This window comes from Sulfitobacter sp. HNIBRBA3233, assembly GCF_040149665.1.
Classification (GTDB): Bacteria; Pseudomonadota; Alphaproteobacteria; order Rhodobacterales; family Rhodobacteraceae; genus Sulfitobacter; species Sulfitobacter marinivivus.
In genome coordinates, this window is sequence record NZ_JBEFLP010000002.1 from 506284 (window position 1) to 523909 (window position 17626).

Below are 17626 nucleotides of genomic sequence, written 5' to 3' on the forward strand. Positions count from 1 at the left end.
CCCATCACCCGGCTTGGGTGAAAATCGCTGACATGAAGGTCAGGCCGCGCGATGGCGCGGGACCTGCCGCAAGTGGCTGCCGGTCGCGGCCCCCGGCAGTGCGGCGATACGGTCGGCGACGGTCAGAAGCGTGGCAAGGTCGATGCCGGTGTCGAGCCCGCCTTCGTTGAACGCGAAAACGACGTCTTCGGTCGCCGTGTTGCCAGTGGCGCCGGGCGCGAAGGGACAACCCCCAAGCCCCGCCGCAGCTGTATCGAAAACGCTGACGCCCGCGCGCCACGCGGCAAGCGCATTGGCAACCCCCTGTCCGAAGGTGTCGTGCCCGTGGAAGGCCCAGGAATTCTCGCGGCTCTCGGGCAGGGCCATGACGGTCCCGAACCTTTCTGCGACCGTGAACGGATTGGCGCGGCCCGTGGTGTCGCAAAGCGCGATCCCGGCGCGGGGCGCGATGGCGCAGATCGCGCGGACGGCGTCCGTGACAGCCTCCAGGGCGACCGTCCCGTCAAAGGGGCAATCGAATGCAGTGGCGAGATCCACGCGCAGGTCCGTCCCGCCGGGCATCACCTCGACGATCCGTGCTAGACCCTCGATCGACTGCGCGACGGATTGGCGGACATTGTTTTGGTTATGCGCCTCGGAGGCGGAAAAGACATAGACCAGCTCGGTAATGCCCGCCGCCAGCGCATCTTCGGCGCCCCGCGGATTGGGCACCAGCGCGGAAAGCCGTGCGGGCAGATCGCGCACCGCCGCCGTGATATCGCGCATATCGGCCATTTGCGGGATCGCCTTGGGGCTGACGAAACTTCCGATCTCGATCCGCTGACATCCTGCCGCGGCCAGATCACGGATGATGGCGATCTTGTCCTGCGTCGGCAGCGGGGCGGCGATGGATTGAAAGCCGTCGCGCGGGGCGACTTCGCAGATTACGGGATGCCGGTCGGCCATGGGTCAGATTTCCTGCAAATTCTCGGATGGTGCGTTGTCGTCGTCCTGATCCGGCCAGAAGGCCGCATCGAGCGCGTTGAACAGGAACTGGATCGCCAGCATTCCAAAGCCCAGCGGCAGCAGCGCGTAGGGCACCACCATCGGCGTGCCGAAACTGGAGGAGACACGCTCGCCGAAATCCCACGCCTGATAGGTCATAAGGCCGCCACGCCAGGCCATGATCCCGCAAAACGCGACGCCGATCAGACCGATCAGCACCCGCAGCACGCGCTGGGCGCCCCTGGCCATCTTGTCCGCGAAAAAGGTGATCCGGATATGGCTGTCGGTCCGCTGTACATCCGCCGCGGTGATGGCGGCGACGTAGATGATCAGAAAGGTATTGATTTCAAGTGACCACGAGGTCGGCGCGGTAAAGACATACCGCATGATCGCGTCATAACAGATTGTCAGCACCATGAAGGCCAGCACGAACTGGCCTGACAGTTGCAGGGCCCGGGCGATGCGGTCGAATAGCTTTCTCATGGCATGATCCTTGCTGTTGGGCCCCGCCCGGGCAATTCCGGGGCGGGGCGGCGCATTTGGTTAAGATGTCTGGCCGAGGGCGAGCGCGATGGCACGCTCACCGACTTCGGCACCCACCTCTTCCATCCAGGCGGCGTCGACGGCCTTGGAGGCTTCGGCCAATTGGGCGAGGTCCTCTTCGGTCGGCTCGATCACCTCGATCCCGGCGGCTTCCATCATGGGCCAGAATTCGTTGGGATAGATCACATCATTGGCCTCTTTCGCGCCATTGGCGTCCAGCCAGTCGGCTGCCTCGGTGAAGGCGGCCTGCGCGTCGGAGCTCATTGTCTCCCAACGCTTCGTGGTGGTGAAGAGGCCGATGCCGTAGGCGGTCAGCGGCAGTTTGTGCACGAAGCCCAGTTGCTCCTGCAAGGAACGGCCGACGACGGTGGAGATATTGGCGACGGCGGCATCGACCGTGCCGCGCTGAAGCGCCAGATACAGCTCCGACGACGGGATCCGCACGGCAGCGGCGCCGAAATCCTCGATGACCTGCGTGGCCTCGAAGCTGACGACGCGCACTTTCTTGCCCGACAGGTCGGCGACGGACTGGATCGGTGCGGCTTTGGTGGACCACATGTATTCGGGCTCGAGAATGTTGCCCATCAAGGAATGCATGTAGAGCCCTTCTTTCTGCATCTCCTCGTTGATCAGCTCGTACAGAGGGCTGCCTTTGGCAAGCCGGTCGGGATTGTCATGGAGCGCCTCGACCACGCTGGGCAGACCTGTGATCCCCAGGATCGGCACCGAGCGGGTGATGTAGCTGGTGGTGTGGAACATGAAGTCGATGGCGCCCGAGTTCAGCGCGGGCAGCTGTTCGTCTGCCTTCAGCAGCTTGGCACTGTCGTAATAGTCGACGGCAACGGCGTCGCTCTGCGACAGGCGCTCGACGAAACCGGCAGAGCCGAAGGACAGGGCCTTGTAGCTCGGCGGCAGGTAGCTGACCCCGGTCAGCGTGGTTTTGGCAAAGGCCGGGGCGCCGAGGCTCATCAGGGAGCCTGCGGCGGCAGTTGTTTGCAGGAAAGTGCGGCGGTTCATGGTCATTCTGTTATCCTCCTATCGAATGACGGTATTAGAGAAGGCCGGGCAGCCAGAGGCTGAGCGCCGGGGAGAGAACGAAGATCATCAGCATCGCGAACTGCACGAAGACGAAGGGCACGACGGAACGGATGATTTCTTCGACTGACAACATCGGACAGACCCCGCGCAGCGCGTAGAGGTTCAGACCAACCGGCGGTGTGACAACGGCGATCTCGAGGTTCATCACGAGAATGATACCGAACCACAGCGGGTCATAGCCCAGCTGGACGATGAGCGGCAGAAGGATCGGCGTCGTCACCACGATGAGCGAGACCGCGTCAACCAGCATGCCCAGAAGCACCAGCGCCAGCATGATGATCACCAGGATCGCCCAGGCCGGCAGGTTTGTCGCGGTGAGCGCTGTGCTGACGGTTTCGGGGACACGCACGAGGTTGAGATAGTCGCCAAAGATCTTGGCGCAGCCGATGATCAACAGGATCGCGCCCGACACCTTTACCGATGCGGCAAGGATGCCGGTCAGGGTCTTCCAGTCGAGAACGCGGAAAATCGCCCCGGCGATGAAGAAAGCGCCAAAAGCGCCGAAGGCGGCCGCTTCGGACGGGGTGGCCAGACCGGTATAGATCGCCCCCAGAACGATTGCGACCAGCACCAGCGCGTGCCAGATGCCGCCAAGCGCCCGCACCCTTTCGCCCAAGGGCGCCATCGGGCCGGTTGCCTGTGGCGCGTCCTCGGGACGGATCAGGACGCGAATGTAGATATAGATCGACAGCGCCAGCGCCAGCGCGATCCCCGGCAGGATGCCACCGATAAAGAGCGCGCCGACCGACACGCCCGATACCGCGCCGTAGATGATGAAGGGCACCGAGGGCGGTATCAGCATCGCGAGCGCCCCCGAGGACGCGACAGAGCCCGCGGCCAGCCCGCGGGAATAGCCCCGGTCCAGCATCTGCGGCACCGCGATGGAACCGACAGCGGCGACGCCCGCGACCGACACGCCCGATACCGCGCCGAAGATCGCGGAAGCCCCCACTGTCGAAATCGCAAGCCCACCGCGGAGCCAGGAAAGCCACAGAGAGGCGGCGTGAAAGAGATTCTTGCCCACCGGCGTGGCGCCAAGGAAGTTCCCCATAAGGATGAACAGGGGCAGGGCGATCAACTCGAAAGAGTTGAGCTGGCCGAAAAAGGACGTCGGCGCAAAGAAGAAGGCCAGCGAGCCGCGCGCCATCCAGAGGCCGAGCAGGCCGGCAGCGCCAAGGGCGAGGAAGATCGGGGCACCAAAGCCGATAAGGCCGATGAGCGCGATCACAACAAGGAGCGGTTCTATCATGTGGTGGAACTTTCGACTTCGGTGCCGATGACACCTGACTTTGCCAGCGCCGCGACGCGGTCGTGGTCGTATCCAAGCGTGTCCGAAAGGACTGTCTGGGTATCTTGGCCCAGTGCGGGGCCAAGGCCGCGCACACCGCCGGGGCTGGCAGAGAGGCGGGGAAAGACGTTCTGCATGGCAAGGCTGCCGCCCTTGCCGTCGGCCACCCGCAGGATCGCCTCGCGGGCCTTGAAATGCGCGTCGTCCATCATGTCGCGGGCGGTATAGGCAAGGCCCACCGGCACGCCCGCGTCATTCATCCGCTCCACGATCTCGTCAGCCGTATGTTTGCGGGTCCAGTCCGAGATCAACGCATCCAGCGCCTCGGCGTTGCGGCCGCGTGCGCGGTGGTCGGCGTAATCGGGGTGGTCGGCCAGTTCGGGCTGGCCCATCGCCTCGCACAGGCGGCGATAGACGCTGTTCTGGTTGGCGCCGATGATGACATCGCGACCATCCGCCGCCGGATAGGCGTTCGAGGGCGCAATGCCGGGCAGCGAGGATCCGTTGCGCGTGCGGATATGCCCGCCAGCATCGAATTCGGCGACCATCGATTCGGTCAGATGCAGCACGCTTTCGAAGATCGAGCTGTCCACCACCTGTCCGCGCCCGCTGGCGTGGCGGTGCTGCAGCGCCAGAAGCACGCCCATGGCGGCGTTGATCCCGGCCATCGTGTCACCCAGCGACAGGCCCACCCGCACCGGCGGGCGGTCGGGATAACCCGAGATCGCGCGCAGGCCCCCCATCGCCTCGCAGACCGAGGCGAAACCGGCGCGTGTGGCGTAGGGGCCGTCCTGACCGAAGCCGGATACGCGCACCATGATCAGCCGCGGGTTCAGCGCACTCAGGCTGTCATAGCCGAGGCCCCAGCGTTCCATCGTGCCGGGGCGGAAGTTTTCGATCAGCACATCCGCGGTCGCGGCCAGATCCCGCAGCACCTGCTGGCCTTCCTCCTGCCGCAGGTCCAGCGTGATCGACCGCTTGCCGCGGGCGATGACATGCCACCAGACCGGCTTGCCATCCTCGCCGGGGCGTCCCCACTGGCGCATGGCGTCACCGGTTTCAGGCGGCTCAACCTTGATCACCTCGGCACCGAAATCGGCCATCAGCTGGCCACAGAACGGACCGGCGATCAGCTGGCCGAGTTCAATGACGCGAAGGCCCTTGAGCGGCCCTCTGGCTTCGGTCTGGGTCATGCGCAGAACCTCCTCCCCGGGGTCAGTGCCTCGATCCGTGCGGCGATACCGTCAGAATCGATGCCGAAATGGTGATACAGATCGCCGATCGTGCCGGTCTGGCCGAAGGCGTCCACGCCCAGCGCCAGCACCCGGTGCCCGGCCACGCCGCCCAGCCACGACAGCGTCGCGGGATGGCCGTCGATCACGGTGACGAGCGTGCAGTGGGGCGGCAGATCCCTCAGCAGCTGTTCGATATGGCTGATCGCGCCGTCCGCGCCCTGCATCCGGTCGCGCTGTGCGGCGGACCAACCGGCATGGAGCCTGTCGGCAGATGTCACCGCCAGCACGCCCACGTCCCGTCTGGCGCTGCCCACTTTTCCTGCTGCGGCAATAACCTCGGGGGCGACAGCGCCCTGATAGGCAATCACGGTTTCGCAATTCGGCCCGGGACGGCGCAGCCAATAGGCGCCTTCGGTCACGTCACTGGCAAAGCTGTCTCCGCCCCGTGCGCCCGGCTGTTCCAGCGGATTCGTGGTCAGCCGAAGGTAGACCGAGCCCCCCTTGTCCTGCTGCATGTGATCAAAGGCCCAGGCCATGATGACCGCAAGCTCGTCCGCATAGGCCGGTTCGAAACTGGTAAGACCCGGTTGGCTGATGCCGATCAGCGGTGTGCCGATGGACTGGTGCGCACCACCTTCGGGTGCCAGCGTGACACCCGAAGGTGTCCCCACCAGCATGAAACGCGCGTCCTGGTAGCAGGCGTAGTTCAACGCATCCAGCGCGCGGGCCACGAAGGGATCATAGACCGTGCCAACGGGCATCAGACGCTTGCCGAAAAGCTGGGTGGACAGGCCGGCGGCCGCCAGCAGCAGGCACAGGTTCATCTCCGCGATGCCCAGTTCGATATGCTGACCGTCGGGGGAGAATTCCCATTTCGCGGTCGAGGGGATCTGGAGGCTGCGGAACACGTCCTTGCGGGCATCGCGGGCAAAGAGCTTGCGGCGGTTCACCCACGGGCCAAGGCTGGTGGTGCCGGTGACATCGGGCGATGTGGTGACGATACGCTCGGCCAGCGGATCACGCGATTTTGCCAGCGCATCGAGGATCTTGCCGAAGGCCATCTGGGTCGAAATCTCGCGGTCGGCAGGGGCGGCGATGGCGGGCACCGGCAGTGCGTCATCGTCGTACCGCCGCGCACCGCGGGAGAAGAAGGACACCTCGGCAAGATATTCCTTCAGCGCGGCAACATCCTTGACGGTGGCGAAGCGATCCCACTCCTGTCCTTCCGGCACGCCCATATGGGCCTGCCATTCGGCCATCTGCGCGGATGTCATCAGCCCGCCGTGGTTGTCCTTGTGGCCCGCAATCGGCGTGCCCCAGCCCTTGATGGTGTAGGCCAGAAAGCAGACCGGGCGATCGTGGTCGATGGCGGCAAAGGTCTCGGCCATGGTCTCGACGCAGTTGCCGCCGAGGTTCTCCATGAGATCCGCCAGTTCATCGTCGGAACGCAGGTCGATCAGCGCGGTGACAGGTCCCTGATCGCCGAGGTCGTCCATCAGCCGCTTGCGCCAGATCGCACCGCCCTGAAAGGTCAGCGCCGCATAGTCGGAGTTGGGGCACCGGTCGATCCAGTCGCGCAGCGCATCACCGCCCGGTTCCGCAAAGGCCGCACGCTGGAGCTTGCCGTACTTGACCTTGACCACGTCCCAGCCGAAGGCATCGAAGCTCTTCTCGATCCGCTGAAACAGCCCTTCGTGCACGATCCCGTCCAGCGACTGGCGGTTGTAATCCACGATCCACCAGACATTGCGCAGATCGTTCTTCCAGCCTTCCTGAAGGCACTCGTAGACATTGCCCTCGTCCAGTTCGGCATCCCCGACCAACGCCACCATGCGGCCTTTGGGGATGTCGTGCCCCCACGATTTCGCCGCGATGTAGTCCTGAATCATCGACGCAAAGGATGTGACCGCAACACCAAGCCCGACGGACCCGGTGGAAAAATCCACATCGTCCACGTCCTTTGTCCGTGACGGGTAGGACTGTGCGCCGCCGAAGGCGCGAAAGCCCTCAAGCTTCTCGCGGCTGATGTTGCCCATCAGGTAGTGCATCGCGTGAAAGACGGGCGACGCATGGGGTTTGACGGCCACGCGGTCCTGCGGGCGCAGCGCCGAAAAATAAAGCGCGGTCATGATCGAAACCATGGACGCCGAGGACGCCTGATGCCCGCCGATCTTGATGCCATCGACCTTTGGCCGGATGTGATTGGCGTGATGGATCATCCAATGCGACAACCAAAGCAGTCTCTGCTCGATGGTTCTCAGATGCGGGTCGGGCATCGCTTCCTCCTGTTTCGCATTCCGTATACGAAATTTTAACGGAGGTGTTCGCGCTTTTTTACTGTTTCGCCCGTATTGTTTTGCAGGGTTATCTACATTATCATCAAAAAGATGAAGGATTCCTCCAAACTTAACGAGATAGACAGGCGAATCCTTCGAAAGATTGCGTCTGACGGACGCATTTCAGCGCAGTCGCTGGGCGACGCGGTCGGCCTCAGCGCGACTCCGGTGGCCCGCAGGCTCCGCAAACTGGAAGAGATCGGGGTCATCACCGGCTACGCTGCAACAATCAACGAAGTCGCACTTGGATTTGAAGTGTCCGTTTTCGTTTCGGTCAAGCTCGACCGGCAGATCGACGACGCCCTTTCGACTTTCGAAGCCGCCATCAAAGGCTTCCCCGAAGTCGTCGATTGCTGGCTGATGACCGGCAGTCGCGACTACCTGATGCGTGTGGTCACCCGCACCATGGCCGAGTTCGAGCAGTTCCTCGTCGGCAGGCTGACCAAGGTGAAAGGCGTGTCCGAGATTGAAAGCTCGATTCCGCTGCGCCGTGTGAAATCCGCTGGATCGCGCACCCCGTGATCGGGGCGTTGTGCGTATTTCGCAGGCCCTGACCCACGCCCGGACCGATTTTCTTCGTATTTCGCATAGGAGATACGTGGACAGGACCGATCCCGATGGCATTGTGTGTCGCGCATGGTCCTGAGGACCGGGAGACGCCGATGCAGATGGTCAAACAACCGAAATCGCTCACCGAGCAGACGCACGATATCCTGCTCGAAGCGATCTGCACGGGAGAGCTGTTGCCGGGCGAGCGGTTGAACCAGGACGAGATCGCCGCGCGGTTGCAGGTGTCGCGACAGCCCGTAAACAGCGCGATTTCGGTCCTCAAGGCCAATGGGTTCGTTGAAGATACGGGTCGCCGGGGGGTAGTCGTGTCGCACATCACCGGCGCGCAGTTTACCTCAATTTATGAATTCCGGACGGGGATGGAGCCCTTTGCAATCCGCCTCGCGATGGAGCGCAGGCCCGCGACAGCGGCGAGCCAGGCGCAGGATGTGCTGAAACAGGGCTGGGAAGCGGTAGAGACCGGCGATGCGACGCGCAAACTGCGGGCGGATGCGGCTTTTCACGAGATGATCTATGGCTGGACCGGCAATCAGATCATCCTGTCGACCATGCAGATGCACTGGCAGCACATACGCCGCTCGATCGGAGTCGTGATCCAGAAGGGCGTCGCGGCACGGACATCCTGGGAAGAACACGAACGCATCGTTGACGCGATGATGCGCGATGACGTGGAATCCGCCGTCTCGGAGATGGAAGACCATATCGCCCGTGCCCACCGGATCACGTCGCAACGATTGCGCGAGGCGTCTGTCTGAGAAGGGTAGGGTAAGTTCCGGTCGAAGCGGGCGGTCCGGCCCTTAAGCCGTCAACCGATGCATCAGCCGAAGGCGACCCGCTACTACTGTGGCATGGCTGGGTTGTGAGCCGACTGCGCGGCTGCTCGCGCAGCAACATTGCCGGTCGCCGCCCGCCGGTGCACGGTGGGCGGCGACGCTTGGTGTAAATCCCTCAGACTTAGGCGAAAATCATCACCAGCATGACGATTGCCATGCCCATCATCATCAGGTTCTCGGTGAGGCTTACAAAGCCCAGTGGCACGTTCGAATTGCCGCCGACACAGGCGCATTTCAGCTCGCGCTTGTCGATGTAGACCGCCTTGAACACGCTGATCGCGCCGACTGTGGCGATGAAAAGCGCGGCAGGGGCGGCGAGCCACGTCAACAGCATGCCGGTCATCAGGACACCGGCGCCCGTCTCGACCCATGGGTAAATATAGGCATAGGGCACCCATTTGCGGGCCAGCAGATCGTAGTTGAGGAACATCGTCGTAAAGCCTTCGATGTCGCGGAGTTTCTGCATCCCCAGAAGGATCATGGATACCGAGATAAACCAGCCGAGCGTTTGCCACGAGATCGTCCCGAGAAATCCGATGGACAAAGCCAATGCCGTCGCTGCGGCCACAGCGAAGAGAAAGATCACCGGCGTATAGGTTTTTGCTTTGGGATCGTAATCGGTCAGCTTCTGGCGCAGGGCGTCGTAGCCGCCGACACGCTGCCCCTCGATCCAGATCTGGGGCGTGGTCGGAACGTCGTATTCCTCCTTGAAGGCATCGACTTCAGCGCGTTCGCGGAACAGCCGGTCATCGATGTCGTAGCCCTTCGATTTTAGCAGCCAGCGGGCCTTTTGACCCGATGGGCACAGATGGTTCGGCAACGCCATCCGGTATAGGACGGCAGTCTTTCCTGTTGCGGCTGTGGCGGGATCGCTCGTCACATCTGCAACGTCGCGGGTGTCTTTCGGCATGGTGTCTCTCCTTGGTATCAGGGTTCGGCGCGTGGGGTGCCGGCGGGGGCGTCCCCGTTGGCTTCGATATCTTCGATGTAGAGTTTCATTTCCTCGATCTCACTGCGCTGGGCCTCGATGATCGCGTCGGCCAAGGCGCGCACGCGGGGGTCGGAAATATTCGCCCGCTCGCTGGTCAGGATCGCGATGGAATGGTGCGGGATCATCGCCTTCATCCAGGCAATGTCGCTGACCGTGTCCTGCGACCGAACGAGGTAGAGCCCGCCGGCAAAGGCAATCGCCGCGCCGACGAAAATTGCGATATTGGTTTTCCTGTTCGAATACATGCCAAGCATGAAGGCGAGCATGATGATCGCCATCACACCGCCCATGTAGAGGGCCATCCACATGCGGGTCTGCGAGAAGAAGATGTGATCGAGCGCGTAGGTGTTGAGATACATCAAGCCGTACATCACAACCGTCGACGTACCGATCATCGCGAAAAACCGACCGTAGCTGTTGCCATGGTTCTGTTCGCTATCGTGATCCCCGTCGTGTGAAGCCATTGTGGTGCTGTCCCGATCCGACATTTTCTGTCTCCTCAATATACCCATATGGGGTATACAACATGAATGTCAGCCCTATAGTTCCGTAAAAGGAGCAAAAACCCATGAAAGCGATCAAGGAAAAGACGATGGACCGCCTCGCGCGCCTTGAAGGGCAGGTGAGGGGTGTCGCGAAAATGGTCGAGAATGACCGGTACTGCATGGACATTCTCGCGCAAACGGCCGCGATCCGTTCCGCTCTGCTCGGCGTCGAAAGACTCGTGCTGGAAAATCACGCCGCCCATTGCGTGCAATCGGCCATTGCGAGCGGTGATAAGGAGGAACAGCGCGCCAAGTTCGACGAGCTGATCGGGCTTTTGCAAAAGGCGTCACGCTAGCGTCTTTCGTTCCGACTGCCGGGGGCCGTCCATGGGACAGGCACCACCGCGTCGGCGGCTGCTTGCGCGATCATCGCCAGAGCGGCCCGGCCTTTGCGAAAACCGGGCCGCCCGGAGGTCAGTCCGAGACCGTGAAGCCGAAGCTGCCCTGCATCGGGTGGCCGTCCGGCGACAGGCCGCGCCAGTCGACCGTGTAGGCCCCGGCGGGCATGTTTTCCGGCGGCATGGCCCGGAACTCCGTTACAGGATCGAGGCCGGTTTCACGGGTGATTTCCAGATCGCCGTCAGGCCCGGCAAGGGCAATGGCGGTCACCCGCATCGGATCGTCGAAACGCAGTTCGATGGCCTCGATGCTTTCGACGGTTGCACCATCGGCAGGTGTCGTGCCTTCGGCTTTGGAGTGGGCCAGCGCGGCGGTCGCCGTCGCCAGCACGGACGCGAGGGCCAGAAGGGTAGGCTTCATGATCTGTTCTCCATTTCGTCGTGGCGTTGCCGGATCTCCTGCGGCCACGTCGATTTGATATAGCTCAGCACGGCTATGATCTCCTCGTCCGTGAGGACACCCTCGTAGATCGGCATGTTGGAGGCGTAATCGGGATCCCCGATCACGGCACCGGCGCCGTATTTGGTCAGACGGAACAGCGTCTCCCCGTCGTGGTGCCACGTGTGCCCGGTTTCATCGTGCGGTGGCGCGGGGAGCCGCCCGTCGGGCCCGGGGATCCGCCAGTCGGGCTGACCTTCGAGGTTCTTGCCGTGACAGGCTGCGCAATTCTCGGCATAGATCTGCTCTCCGCGGGCTACGACATCAGGATCGGAGGCCATGAGAGTGGTTCCGGCAGGCGCACCGCTGCCCCAACTGACGGCGAGTGCGACGGCTCCAGCCAGAACCGCCGCACCCAGTCCAAGGGCCAGAGGCCGGTTCACAGCCCGGCCTGATAAAAGACCTTGCCCTCACCGGCCTCGCCGCCGAAGGCCATCACGTCATACCGCGCGGTTGGGTCGTTCCCCATCCCGGGCGAGCCGCCGGGCATCCCCGGCACCGCGATACCGGAAATCTCGGGGCGTTCCTCGAGCAGCTTGGACAGGGCCGCGAAGGGCACGTGACCTTCGATCACGTAGCCGTCGATCGTCGCGGTGTGGCAGGCCCACATCGTGCCGGGCACGTCGTTGTCGAGCTTCACACTGGTCACATCGCGGGTTTCGGTGACCTCGATGTCGTAACCTTCCTCGCGGGCGAGCGCGACCCATGCACCACAGCAGCCGCAGGTCGGGCTTTTGGTTACATGCATGGTCCCGTGATCGGCCATGTCGGAATGGCTTTCCGCATGGACCATTCCGGCCGCGCCGAAGGAGGCAAGGCCAAGCGAAAGAGCGGCAGCAGGGACGACGGCGAGTAGTGTCTTGATCGGTTTCATTAGTGGTCCTCTCAACAGAGATGGGTACGGGCATAGCCCGTTCTGGTGTGATTGCATTGAACAGATCGCGCCACAGCGGGCGCGGAAGGCATCACAGAGCGCGCGGCGGGTCCAGAGGGCCCGACGGCTCTATTCCCGTCAGCAGCAGCTTTGTGCCGAAGAACGTGTTTTCGCAGGCTGCGGGTGCAACCACATCCTGTTCCACTCCGGGAGGCAGTGCGGGAAAGCCGTGGCAGGTCGGGCTGCGTTCGGTGGTTTCCGCACAGCACGCAGGCTGGCCATCCGTCGCTTCCTCCATCGCTGCGTGACCGTGCGCGAAGCCCGCCATATGGCCCGCGTCCGCCGCCCCCAAGACCGAAGCGGAGAGGGCAACCATCGCAACAAGAAGAAGCCGAATGAAAACCATGACGCATAGGTACATGGGGTATGCCGATATTGGCAAGCCGCGACCTGCGGTACATCATGTCGCGGGCGGGAATGCGCCCGCAGCTTTCCGGGGCGCGCATCGGGGGATGTTCGCCGTGGTGATCCCGCCGCGTCATGACCGCGGGGCCGCCGGTCCGGCCGACCAAGGCGGCTCGCTTGCGATGCCGGTCCGCCTTTCGCCGAAACCTTCGTCCCTAGCTGCCCGTCCTGTTGGATGCGCTAAGCTCTGACGGGCCGACCTCGGCGTAGGACGGGATGCCAAGCTGGCCCAGCGCCCGTACCAGTTCCAGCTGCAAGATATCGAAGGCGCGTTTGGCGCCTGCGTCACTGCCAGCGCCGACGCCATAGGCGAGCGCGCGGCCCGCAAAGGTGAAATCCGCCCCGAGTGCCTTTGCGCGCAGCACGTCAGCGCCGCGCCGGATGCCGCTATCGAGGATGATCGTCATGCGCCCGGCGACTGCCTTTGCAATGGCGGGCAGTGCCTCGATCGTCGGCGGCCCGAAGGCCACCTGACGCCCCCCGTGGTTAGAGACCACGATCCCGTCGCAGCCCAGTTCCGCGCAGGCCACGGCGTCTTTTTCGTGCAAGATCCCTTTGACCAGAAGCTTGCCCTTCCAGCGGTTTCGCAAGCGTTTGAGGTCTTCCCAGGTGAACCCCGCGGTGATGAGCGTCTTTTGAACATCGGCGTAGGACGTGGCACTTTGCAGAAGGTCGGCGTAATTGGCCACGTTCGGGCTGCCGTGTTTCAGGCTTGTCAGCGCCCAGCGCGGGTTCATCGCGCACTGCAGGACGACCTCGGGCGTGAACCGGAAGGGCACAGCAAGCTGGTTGCGGATGTCGCGGTCGCGCTTGCCCGCCGCAGGCACATCGGCGGTGACGATCAAGGTTGTATAGCCAGCGGCTTCCGCGCGGGAGATCAAGCTTTCGGTGACATCCGGATCGCTGGACACATAAAGCTGGAACCAGCCGTTGCCGTCTGCGGCTTCGGCCAGTTTTTCGAGCGTGGTGGAAGCGGCCGAGCTGGCCGTGTAGGGGATGTTCTGCGCCTTGCACAGGCGCGCCAGCGTCAGATCAGCCCCGGGCCAGAAAGCGTTGAGCATGCCGATCGGAGCCATGCCAAAGGGCACATCGAAGGTCTGCCCGAACACGCTCGCGCGCGTGTCGATGTCGGAGACGTCGACCATGTAGCGCGGGGTCATTTCCACCTCTTCGAAGGCTTCGGAGTTGCGGCGCAGGTTGCGTTCGTTTTCCGCACCGCCGTCGACCAGATCGAAAGCAAAACGCGGGATCCTGCTTTTGGCCTTCAGCCTGAGGTCTTCGATCGAGGCGGCGCGGTCCAATCCCATCAGATCGACCACCCGCCATCGACGGCAAAGGCCTGTCCGGTGGTAAAGGCGGACAGGTCTCCGGCCAGATAACAGACCATTTCGGCGATTTCCTCGGGTTGACCGAGCCGCCCCATGGGCTGGCGTTCCTTGAAGGCGGCAAGGGCCTTGTCGAAATCGCCGGTCGCGGTCAGGCGGTCGTTCAGGGACGGGCTTTGCACCGTGCCGGGGCAGATCGCGTTGCACCGGATGCCGTCCTTGACGAAATCAGCGGCGATGGATTTGGTCATGCCGATGATCGCCGCCTTGGACGCGCCATAGGCAAACCGGCGCGGCGCGCCTTTTTCGCTGGAAACGATGGAGGCGATGTTGATGATCGACCCCGCGCCTTTTTCCAGCATTCCGGGCAGGACCGCCTTGGTGATCCGGTACATCGCCTTGGCGTTCAGATCAAAGGCACGGTCCCAGACGTCTTCGTCGCAATCAAGAATTGTGCCGTCATGGACCCAGCCCGCACAGTTGAGCAGGATGTCCACAGGCGCCACGGAGGCGACAAGCGCCTCAACGGCAGCGGCATCCAGCACGTCAAGCGCGTGGCCGGTGATGTTGGGCGATGCGTCCGCCAGTTCGGCGACCAGATCGCCGTTCAGATCGGTGGCGATGACTTTCGCGCCACGCGCGGCCAGCGCTTCGGCGCTGGCGCGTCCGATACCGGCACCCGCCGCGGTGATCAGGGCGGTTTTGCCCTTAAGTGATTGTTCCATAGTCTTTCTCCTAACGGGCGAGCCAGCCGCCATCGACGGTGACCACGCTTCCGTGGCAATAATTGGCGGCGTCAGACGCCAGAAAAACCGCCGCTCCGCCGATTTCCGAAGGCTCGGCAAAGCGGCCTGCCGGTATGCGTTCCAGCAGCGCCTTCGAGCGGTCCGGATCGTCGCGCAGCGCCTGTGTGTTATCCGTGGCGGTGTAGCCCGGCGCGATGCTGTTGACGTTGACACCATGCGGTGCCCATTCATTGCAAAGCGCCTTGGTCAGGCCCACGACCGCATGTTTGCTGGAGGCGTAGGCTGGCACACGCAGCCCCCCTTGGGACGCCAGCACAGAGGACACGATGATGACCTTGCCCGCGCCTTGGGCCACCATGCGCTTGCCCGCCGCCTGAGACAGCAGCCAAACGGAATCAAGGTTCACCGACAGCACGCGGCGCCAGTCCTCCAGCGGCATGTCGGTGCTGTCTTCGCGGTGGATGATCCCGGCATTGTTCACCAGAATGTCCAGACCGCCCAAGGCATCGCTGGCAAAACGGACCACGTCCTCGGCCCCTGCCTGATCCATATTGGAAAAGTCGGCTTTCACGGCGGCGCCCTTGACACCCAGCGCCTTGATCCTGGCGAGGGTATCGTCGGGTTCATGGCTGCGATAGGTCAGCGCCACATCGGCCCCGGCGGCGGCAAGGGCAAGGGCTATGCCCTCGCCGATGCCGGTGGCACCTCCGGTGACCAATGCCTTGCGACCGGTCAGGTCAAACGGGTTACCCATGTCAGTACCGGTTCGCGATGGGCAGTTCTTCCGCCGGGAAGAGGCTGATGACCTCGCAGCCGGTTTCCGTCACCACGACCTCTTCCTCGATCCGGGCGGCGGAGTAGCCGTCGGTGGCGGGGCAATAGGTTTCCAGCGCGAACACCATGCCGGTCTTGATCTCCATCGGGTGATCCATCGACACAGCGCGGCTGATGATCGGCCGTTCGTGCAGCGCCAGACCCAGACCGTGGCCGAACTGCAGCCCGAATGCCTGATCTTCGCTCGCAAAGCCAAGCGATTCTGCCGTTGGCCAGACCTCAGCGACCTTGTCGGTTGAGACACCCGGTTTGATCATCGCGATGGAGGCGTCGATCCATTCCCGCGCCTTAACATAGGCATCGTTCTGCGACGGTGTCGCACGCCCGACGTTGAACGTCCGGTAATAACAGGTGCGATAGCCCTGGTAGGATTGCAGGATATCAAAGAAGGCCTGATCGCCGGGGCGGATCAAGCGGTCGGTGAAGTTGTGCGGATGCGGGTTGCAGCGTTCGCCGGAAATGGCGTTGATCGCCTCCACGTCGTCCGACCCCATCTCGTAGAGCATCTTGTTGGACAGGGCGACGATGTCGTTCTCGCGCACGCCCGGTTTCAGCTCTTCGTAGATCATGTGGTAGACGCCATCGACCATGGCCGCGGCCTGCGTCAACAGTTGGATTTCATCGGTATTCTTGATCTCGCGCGCTGCCAGCATGATCTGCTGACCGTCGACCACGTTCAGGCCCTCTTCCTTGAGCGCGTGGAACATAGCCGTTTCGGCATAATCCACACCCACAGGCATATCGGCCATGCCCGCATCGCGGATCAACCCGGCGATCTGCTTGGCATATTTCTGCATCAACCCGAATTCGGGTGGGATGGTGCCGCGCATGCCGACCACGCCGGCAAGGCAATGGCTCGGCTCCAGCCAGTCGGAGTGCCGCTTGTGGTGTTCGGCGGCAGAGCCGAAATCCCAGACGTAGGGGCTGTCGTCACCTGTCAGCAGGCAGAAACGGCACATCTTGTCGCGTTCCCATTCGCCGATCTTGGTGGCCGAAACGTAGCGGATGTTATTCACGTCGAACAACAGCAGTGTGCCCGCGTTCGAGTTTTTCAGGGACTGGCGCGTGCGTGCAAGGCGGTAGCGACGCAGGCGGTCGTGGTCGATGCGGCGTTCGAAATCCACGGACATGTGGCCATGGGCCGGCAGCTTTTCGCGCCATTCCCAGTTGGGTTCAAGGTCCTGCGGGGTGAGCAGGTTTGGCATGAGGGCATTGCCCGGACGTTCTGACATGGGAGTCTCCTTCGGGGTGCTTGGCCCCGTTTGAATGGTGAGGTGGATGCTTGCGGTGCGTTACTGGATGCACCAGCCGCCATCGACGTGGATCATCTGGCCGGTCATGTAGTCGCTGTCGTCGCTGCACAGGAACGACGCGGTGCCGACGATATCCTTGGGGTAGGACACGCGCTTGATCTGAAGCTCGTCGCGCACGATGTCGTCATAGGCCTGGCCTTCGCGGTCCTTGAAGCCGATATCGACCAGATCCTTGTCGAGCTGCTCCCAAAGCGGGGTGACAACCACGCCGGGGGCATAGCCGTTCACGGTGATGCCATGCTCGGCCAGACCAATCGCGCCGCAGTGGGTAAGGGCCAGACAGCCGTATTTCGACGTGCAGTAAACGGTGACGTCCACCAAAGGCTTGCGCGAGGCGATGGAGCCCACGTTGATCAGCTTGTAGGGATGACCCTCCATCGGGCCCTGTTCGATCATCTGGCGCGCGGTTTCCTGCATGCCCAGCCACATCGCCTTGGTGTTGACGTTCATGATCATGTCCCAGTTGTCTTCGTCGATATCCATGAAGAAACGGGGTTTGTTCAGACCGGCGTTGAAGACGCCGACGTTGATGCTGCCGAATGCCTCGACCGTCGCGGCGACGGCGGCGGCATTGTCTTCCCGTTTGGTGACATCCATTTTGACGGCAATTGCGCGGCCATTGCCCGCGGCGTTGATGTCGTCCACGACCTTTTGCGCGGTGTCGAGGTCAAGATCCCCGAGACAGACGTTGGCCCCCTGTTCGGCAAAGGAACGTGCGTTGGCCTCGCCCATGCCGCGCGCGGCACCGGTGATGAGAATGTTTTTACCTTTGAGGCGGTTGGGGTCCATGGGTGTCTCCTCCTGATACG

At 62.9% G+C, this 17626-nt stretch carries 20 protein-coding genes; 3 read left to right on the forward strand and 17 right to left on the reverse strand.

What is annotated here, in order from left to right; translation table 11 throughout:
* Positions 1–39 precede the first annotated feature (39 nt).
* From ABMC89_RS15635 to ABMC89_RS15660, 6 genes are read right to left on the reverse strand one after another with little or no spacing between them, the layout of a single operon-like run.
* Positions 40–945, reverse strand: a complete 906-nt coding sequence (locus tag ABMC89_RS15635; protein WP_349569597.1) for a hydroxymethylglutaryl-CoA lyase — start codon at positions 943–945, stop codon at positions 40–42.
* A gap of 3 nt (positions 946–948) precedes the next feature.
* Positions 949–1467, reverse strand: a complete 519-nt coding sequence (locus ABMC89_RS15640; protein ID WP_349569599.1) for a TRAP transporter small permease — start codon at positions 1465–1467, stop codon at positions 949–951.
* 60 nt (positions 1468–1527) lie between these two features.
* Positions 1528–2550, reverse strand: a complete 1023-nt coding sequence (locus ABMC89_RS15645) for a TRAP transporter substrate-binding protein (protein ID WP_349569601.1) — start codon at positions 2548–2550, stop codon at positions 1528–1530.
* Between the two features lie 28 nt (positions 2551–2578).
* Positions 2579–3874 (reverse strand): TRAP transporter large permease, encoded by a 1296-nt coding sequence (locus ABMC89_RS15650; RefSeq protein ID WP_349569604.1) that lies wholly within the window; start codon positions 3872–3874, stop codon positions 2579–2581.
* The gene (locus ABMC89_RS15655) at positions 3871–5106 is read right to left on the reverse strand and encodes a CaiB/BaiF CoA transferase family protein (protein ID WP_349569606.1); all 1236 of its coding nucleotides are present in this window, start codon (positions 5104–5106) and stop codon (positions 3871–3873) included. Before ABMC89_RS15655 ends, ABMC89_RS15650 begins: the two co-directional genes overlap by 4 nt.
* Positions 5103–7424: a thiamine pyrophosphate-binding protein gene (locus tag ABMC89_RS15660; RefSeq protein ID WP_349569608.1), complete on the reverse strand. Its 2322-nt coding sequence runs from the start codon at positions 7422–7424 to the stop codon at positions 5103–5105. The genes ABMC89_RS15655 and ABMC89_RS15660 overlap by 4 nt, the downstream gene beginning before the upstream one ends.
* 111 nt (positions 7425–7535) lie before the next feature.
* Between ABMC89_RS15660 and ABMC89_RS15665 the strand changes: the two genes are divergently transcribed.
* Both ABMC89_RS15665 and ABMC89_RS15670 read left to right on the forward strand, forming a co-directional pair.
* Positions 7536–8006 (forward strand): Lrp/AsnC family transcriptional regulator, encoded by a 471-nt coding sequence (locus ABMC89_RS15665; protein WP_349569610.1) that lies wholly within the window; start codon positions 7536–7538, stop codon positions 8004–8006.
* Between the two features lie 95 nt (positions 8007–8101).
* Complete coding sequence (locus tag ABMC89_RS15670; RefSeq protein WP_349569612.1) at positions 8102–8809, forward strand: GntR family transcriptional regulator; 708 nt, start codon at positions 8102–8104, stop codon at positions 8807–8809.
* A gap of 199 nt (positions 8810–9008) precedes the next feature.
* Here ABMC89_RS15670 and ABMC89_RS15675 read toward each other — a convergent pair whose 3' ends face one another.
* Both ABMC89_RS15675 and ABMC89_RS15680 read right to left on the reverse strand, forming a co-directional pair.
* Positions 9009–9797 carry a MauE/DoxX family redox-associated membrane protein gene (locus ABMC89_RS15675; protein ID WP_349569615.1) on the reverse strand — a complete coding sequence of 263 codons (789 nt, stop codon included), beginning with the start codon at positions 9795–9797 and terminating at the stop codon, positions 9009–9011.
* Between the two features lie 17 nt (positions 9798–9814).
* Positions 9815–10342 (reverse strand): DUF305 domain-containing protein, encoded by a 528-nt coding sequence (locus ABMC89_RS15680; RefSeq protein ID WP_349569617.1) that lies wholly within the window; start codon positions 10340–10342, stop codon positions 9815–9817.
* Positions 10343–10446: 104 nt separating this feature from the next.
* On the opposite strand from ABMC89_RS15680, the gene ABMC89_RS15685 reads away from it, so the two are divergent.
* A complete protein-coding gene (locus ABMC89_RS15685; protein WP_349569619.1) occupies positions 10447–10719 on the forward strand; it encodes a metal-sensitive transcriptional regulator in 273 nt (90 codons plus the stop codon).
* Positions 10720–10837: 118 nt separating this feature from the next.
* Here ABMC89_RS15685 and ABMC89_RS15690 read toward each other — a convergent pair whose 3' ends face one another.
* The 9 genes from ABMC89_RS15690 to ABMC89_RS15730 all read right to left on the reverse strand — a co-directional run bounded on the left by ABMC89_RS15690 (position 10838) and on the right by ABMC89_RS15730 (position 17606).
* Positions 10838–11182 (reverse strand): copper resistance CopC family protein, encoded by a 345-nt coding sequence (locus ABMC89_RS15690; RefSeq protein ID WP_349569621.1) that lies wholly within the window; start codon positions 11180–11182, stop codon positions 10838–10840.
* The gene (locus tag ABMC89_RS15695; protein ID WP_349569623.1) at positions 11179–11643 is read right to left on the reverse strand and encodes a c-type cytochrome; all 465 of its coding nucleotides are present in this window, start codon (positions 11641–11643) and stop codon (positions 11179–11181) included. Before ABMC89_RS15695 ends, ABMC89_RS15690 begins: the two co-directional genes overlap by 4 nt.
* Positions 11640–12134 (reverse strand): DUF411 domain-containing protein, encoded by a 495-nt coding sequence (locus ABMC89_RS15700; protein ID WP_349569626.1) that lies wholly within the window; start codon positions 12132–12134, stop codon positions 11640–11642. Before ABMC89_RS15700 ends, ABMC89_RS15695 begins: the two co-directional genes overlap by 4 nt.
* 91 nt (positions 12135–12225) lie before the next feature.
* On the reverse strand, positions 12226–12540 hold the full coding sequence (locus ABMC89_RS15705) for a hypothetical protein (RefSeq protein ID WP_349569628.1): 315 nt from the start codon (positions 12538–12540) through the stop codon (positions 12226–12228).
* A gap of 214 nt (positions 12541–12754) precedes the next feature.
* Positions 12755–13918, reverse strand: coding sequence for an alpha-hydroxy acid oxidase (locus ABMC89_RS15710; protein WP_349569630.1), 1164 nt, complete (start codon positions 13916–13918; stop codon positions 12755–12757).
* On the reverse strand, positions 13906–14649 hold the full coding sequence (locus ABMC89_RS15715; RefSeq protein ID WP_349569632.1) for an SDR family oxidoreductase: 744 nt from the start codon (positions 14647–14649) through the stop codon (positions 13906–13908). Before ABMC89_RS15715 ends, ABMC89_RS15710 begins: the two co-directional genes overlap by 13 nt.
* A 10-nt stretch (positions 14650–14659) precedes the next feature.
* Positions 14660–15424, reverse strand: coding sequence for an SDR family oxidoreductase (locus ABMC89_RS15720; protein WP_349569634.1), 765 nt, complete (start codon positions 15422–15424; stop codon positions 14660–14662).
* Between the two features lies 1 nt (position 15425).
* On the reverse strand, positions 15426–16736 hold the full coding sequence (locus ABMC89_RS15725; RefSeq protein ID WP_349569636.1) for a M24 family metallopeptidase: 1311 nt from the start codon (positions 16734–16736) through the stop codon (positions 15426–15428).
* A gap of 60 nt (positions 16737–16796) precedes the next feature.
* Entirely contained in the window at positions 16797–17606 is an 810-nt protein-coding gene (locus ABMC89_RS15730) for an SDR family NAD(P)-dependent oxidoreductase (RefSeq protein ID WP_349569639.1), read from the reverse strand.
* Positions 17607–17626 lie beyond the last annotated feature (20 nt).

Coding starts and splice junctions, on each gene's coding strand:
- ABMC89_RS15645 (WP_349569601.1), bottom strand. CDS start 2,550: ATGACCATGAACCGCCGCACTTTCCTGCAAACAACTGCCGCCGCAGGC.
- ABMC89_RS15700 (WP_349569626.1), bottom strand. CDS start 12,134: ATGAAACCGATCAAGACACTACTCGCCGTCGTCCCTGCTGCCGCTCTT.
- ABMC89_RS15635 (WP_349569597.1), bottom strand. CDS start 945: ATGGCCGACCGGCATCCCGTAATCTGCGAAGTCGCCCCGCGCGACGGC.
- ABMC89_RS15715 (WP_349569632.1), bottom strand. CDS start 14,649: ATGGAACAATCACTTAAGGGCAAAACCGCCCTGATCACCGCGGCGGGT.
- ABMC89_RS15670 (WP_349569612.1), top strand. CDS start 8,102: ATGGCATTGTGTGTCGCGCATGGTCCTGAGGACCGGGAGACGCCGATG.
- ABMC89_RS15675 (WP_349569615.1), bottom strand. CDS start 9,797: ATGCCGAAAGACACCCGCGACGTTGCAGATGTGACGAGCGATCCCGCC.
- ABMC89_RS15685 (WP_349569619.1), top strand. CDS start 10,447: ATGAAAGCGATCAAGGAAAAGACGATGGACCGCCTCGCGCGCCTTGAA.
- ABMC89_RS15720 (WP_349569634.1), bottom strand. CDS start 15,424: ATGGGTAACCCGTTTGACCTGACCGGTCGCAAGGCATTGGTCACCGGA.
- ABMC89_RS15660 (WP_349569608.1), bottom strand. CDS start 7,424: ATGCCCGACCCGCATCTGAGAACCATCGAGCAGAGACTGCTTTGGTTG.
- ABMC89_RS15665 (WP_349569610.1), top strand. CDS start 7,536: ATGAAGGATTCCTCCAAACTTAACGAGATAGACAGGCGAATCCTTCGA.
- ABMC89_RS15725 (WP_349569636.1), bottom strand. CDS start 16,736: ATGTCAGAACGTCCGGGCAATGCCCTCATGCCAAACCTGCTCACCCCG.
- ABMC89_RS15655 (WP_349569606.1), bottom strand. CDS start 5,106: ATGACCCAGACCGAAGCCAGAGGGCCGCTCAAGGGCCTTCGCGTCATT.
- ABMC89_RS15730 (WP_349569639.1), bottom strand. CDS start 17,606: ATGGACCCCAACCGCCTCAAAGGTAAAAACATTCTCATCACCGGTGCC.
- ABMC89_RS15690 (WP_349569621.1), bottom strand. CDS start 11,182: ATGAAGCCTACCCTTCTGGCCCTCGCGTCCGTGCTGGCGACGGCGACC.
- ABMC89_RS15640 (WP_349569599.1), bottom strand. CDS start 1,467: ATGAGAAAGCTATTCGACCGCATCGCCCGGGCCCTGCAACTGTCAGGC.
- ABMC89_RS15650 (WP_349569604.1), bottom strand. CDS start 3,874: ATGATAGAACCGCTCCTTGTTGTGATCGCGCTCATCGGCCTTATCGGC.
- ABMC89_RS15705 (WP_349569628.1), bottom strand. CDS start 12,540: ATGGTTTTCATTCGGCTTCTTCTTGTTGCGATGGTTGCCCTCTCCGCT.
- ABMC89_RS15680 (WP_349569617.1), bottom strand. CDS start 10,342: ATGGCTTCACACGACGGGGATCACGATAGCGAACAGAACCATGGCAAC.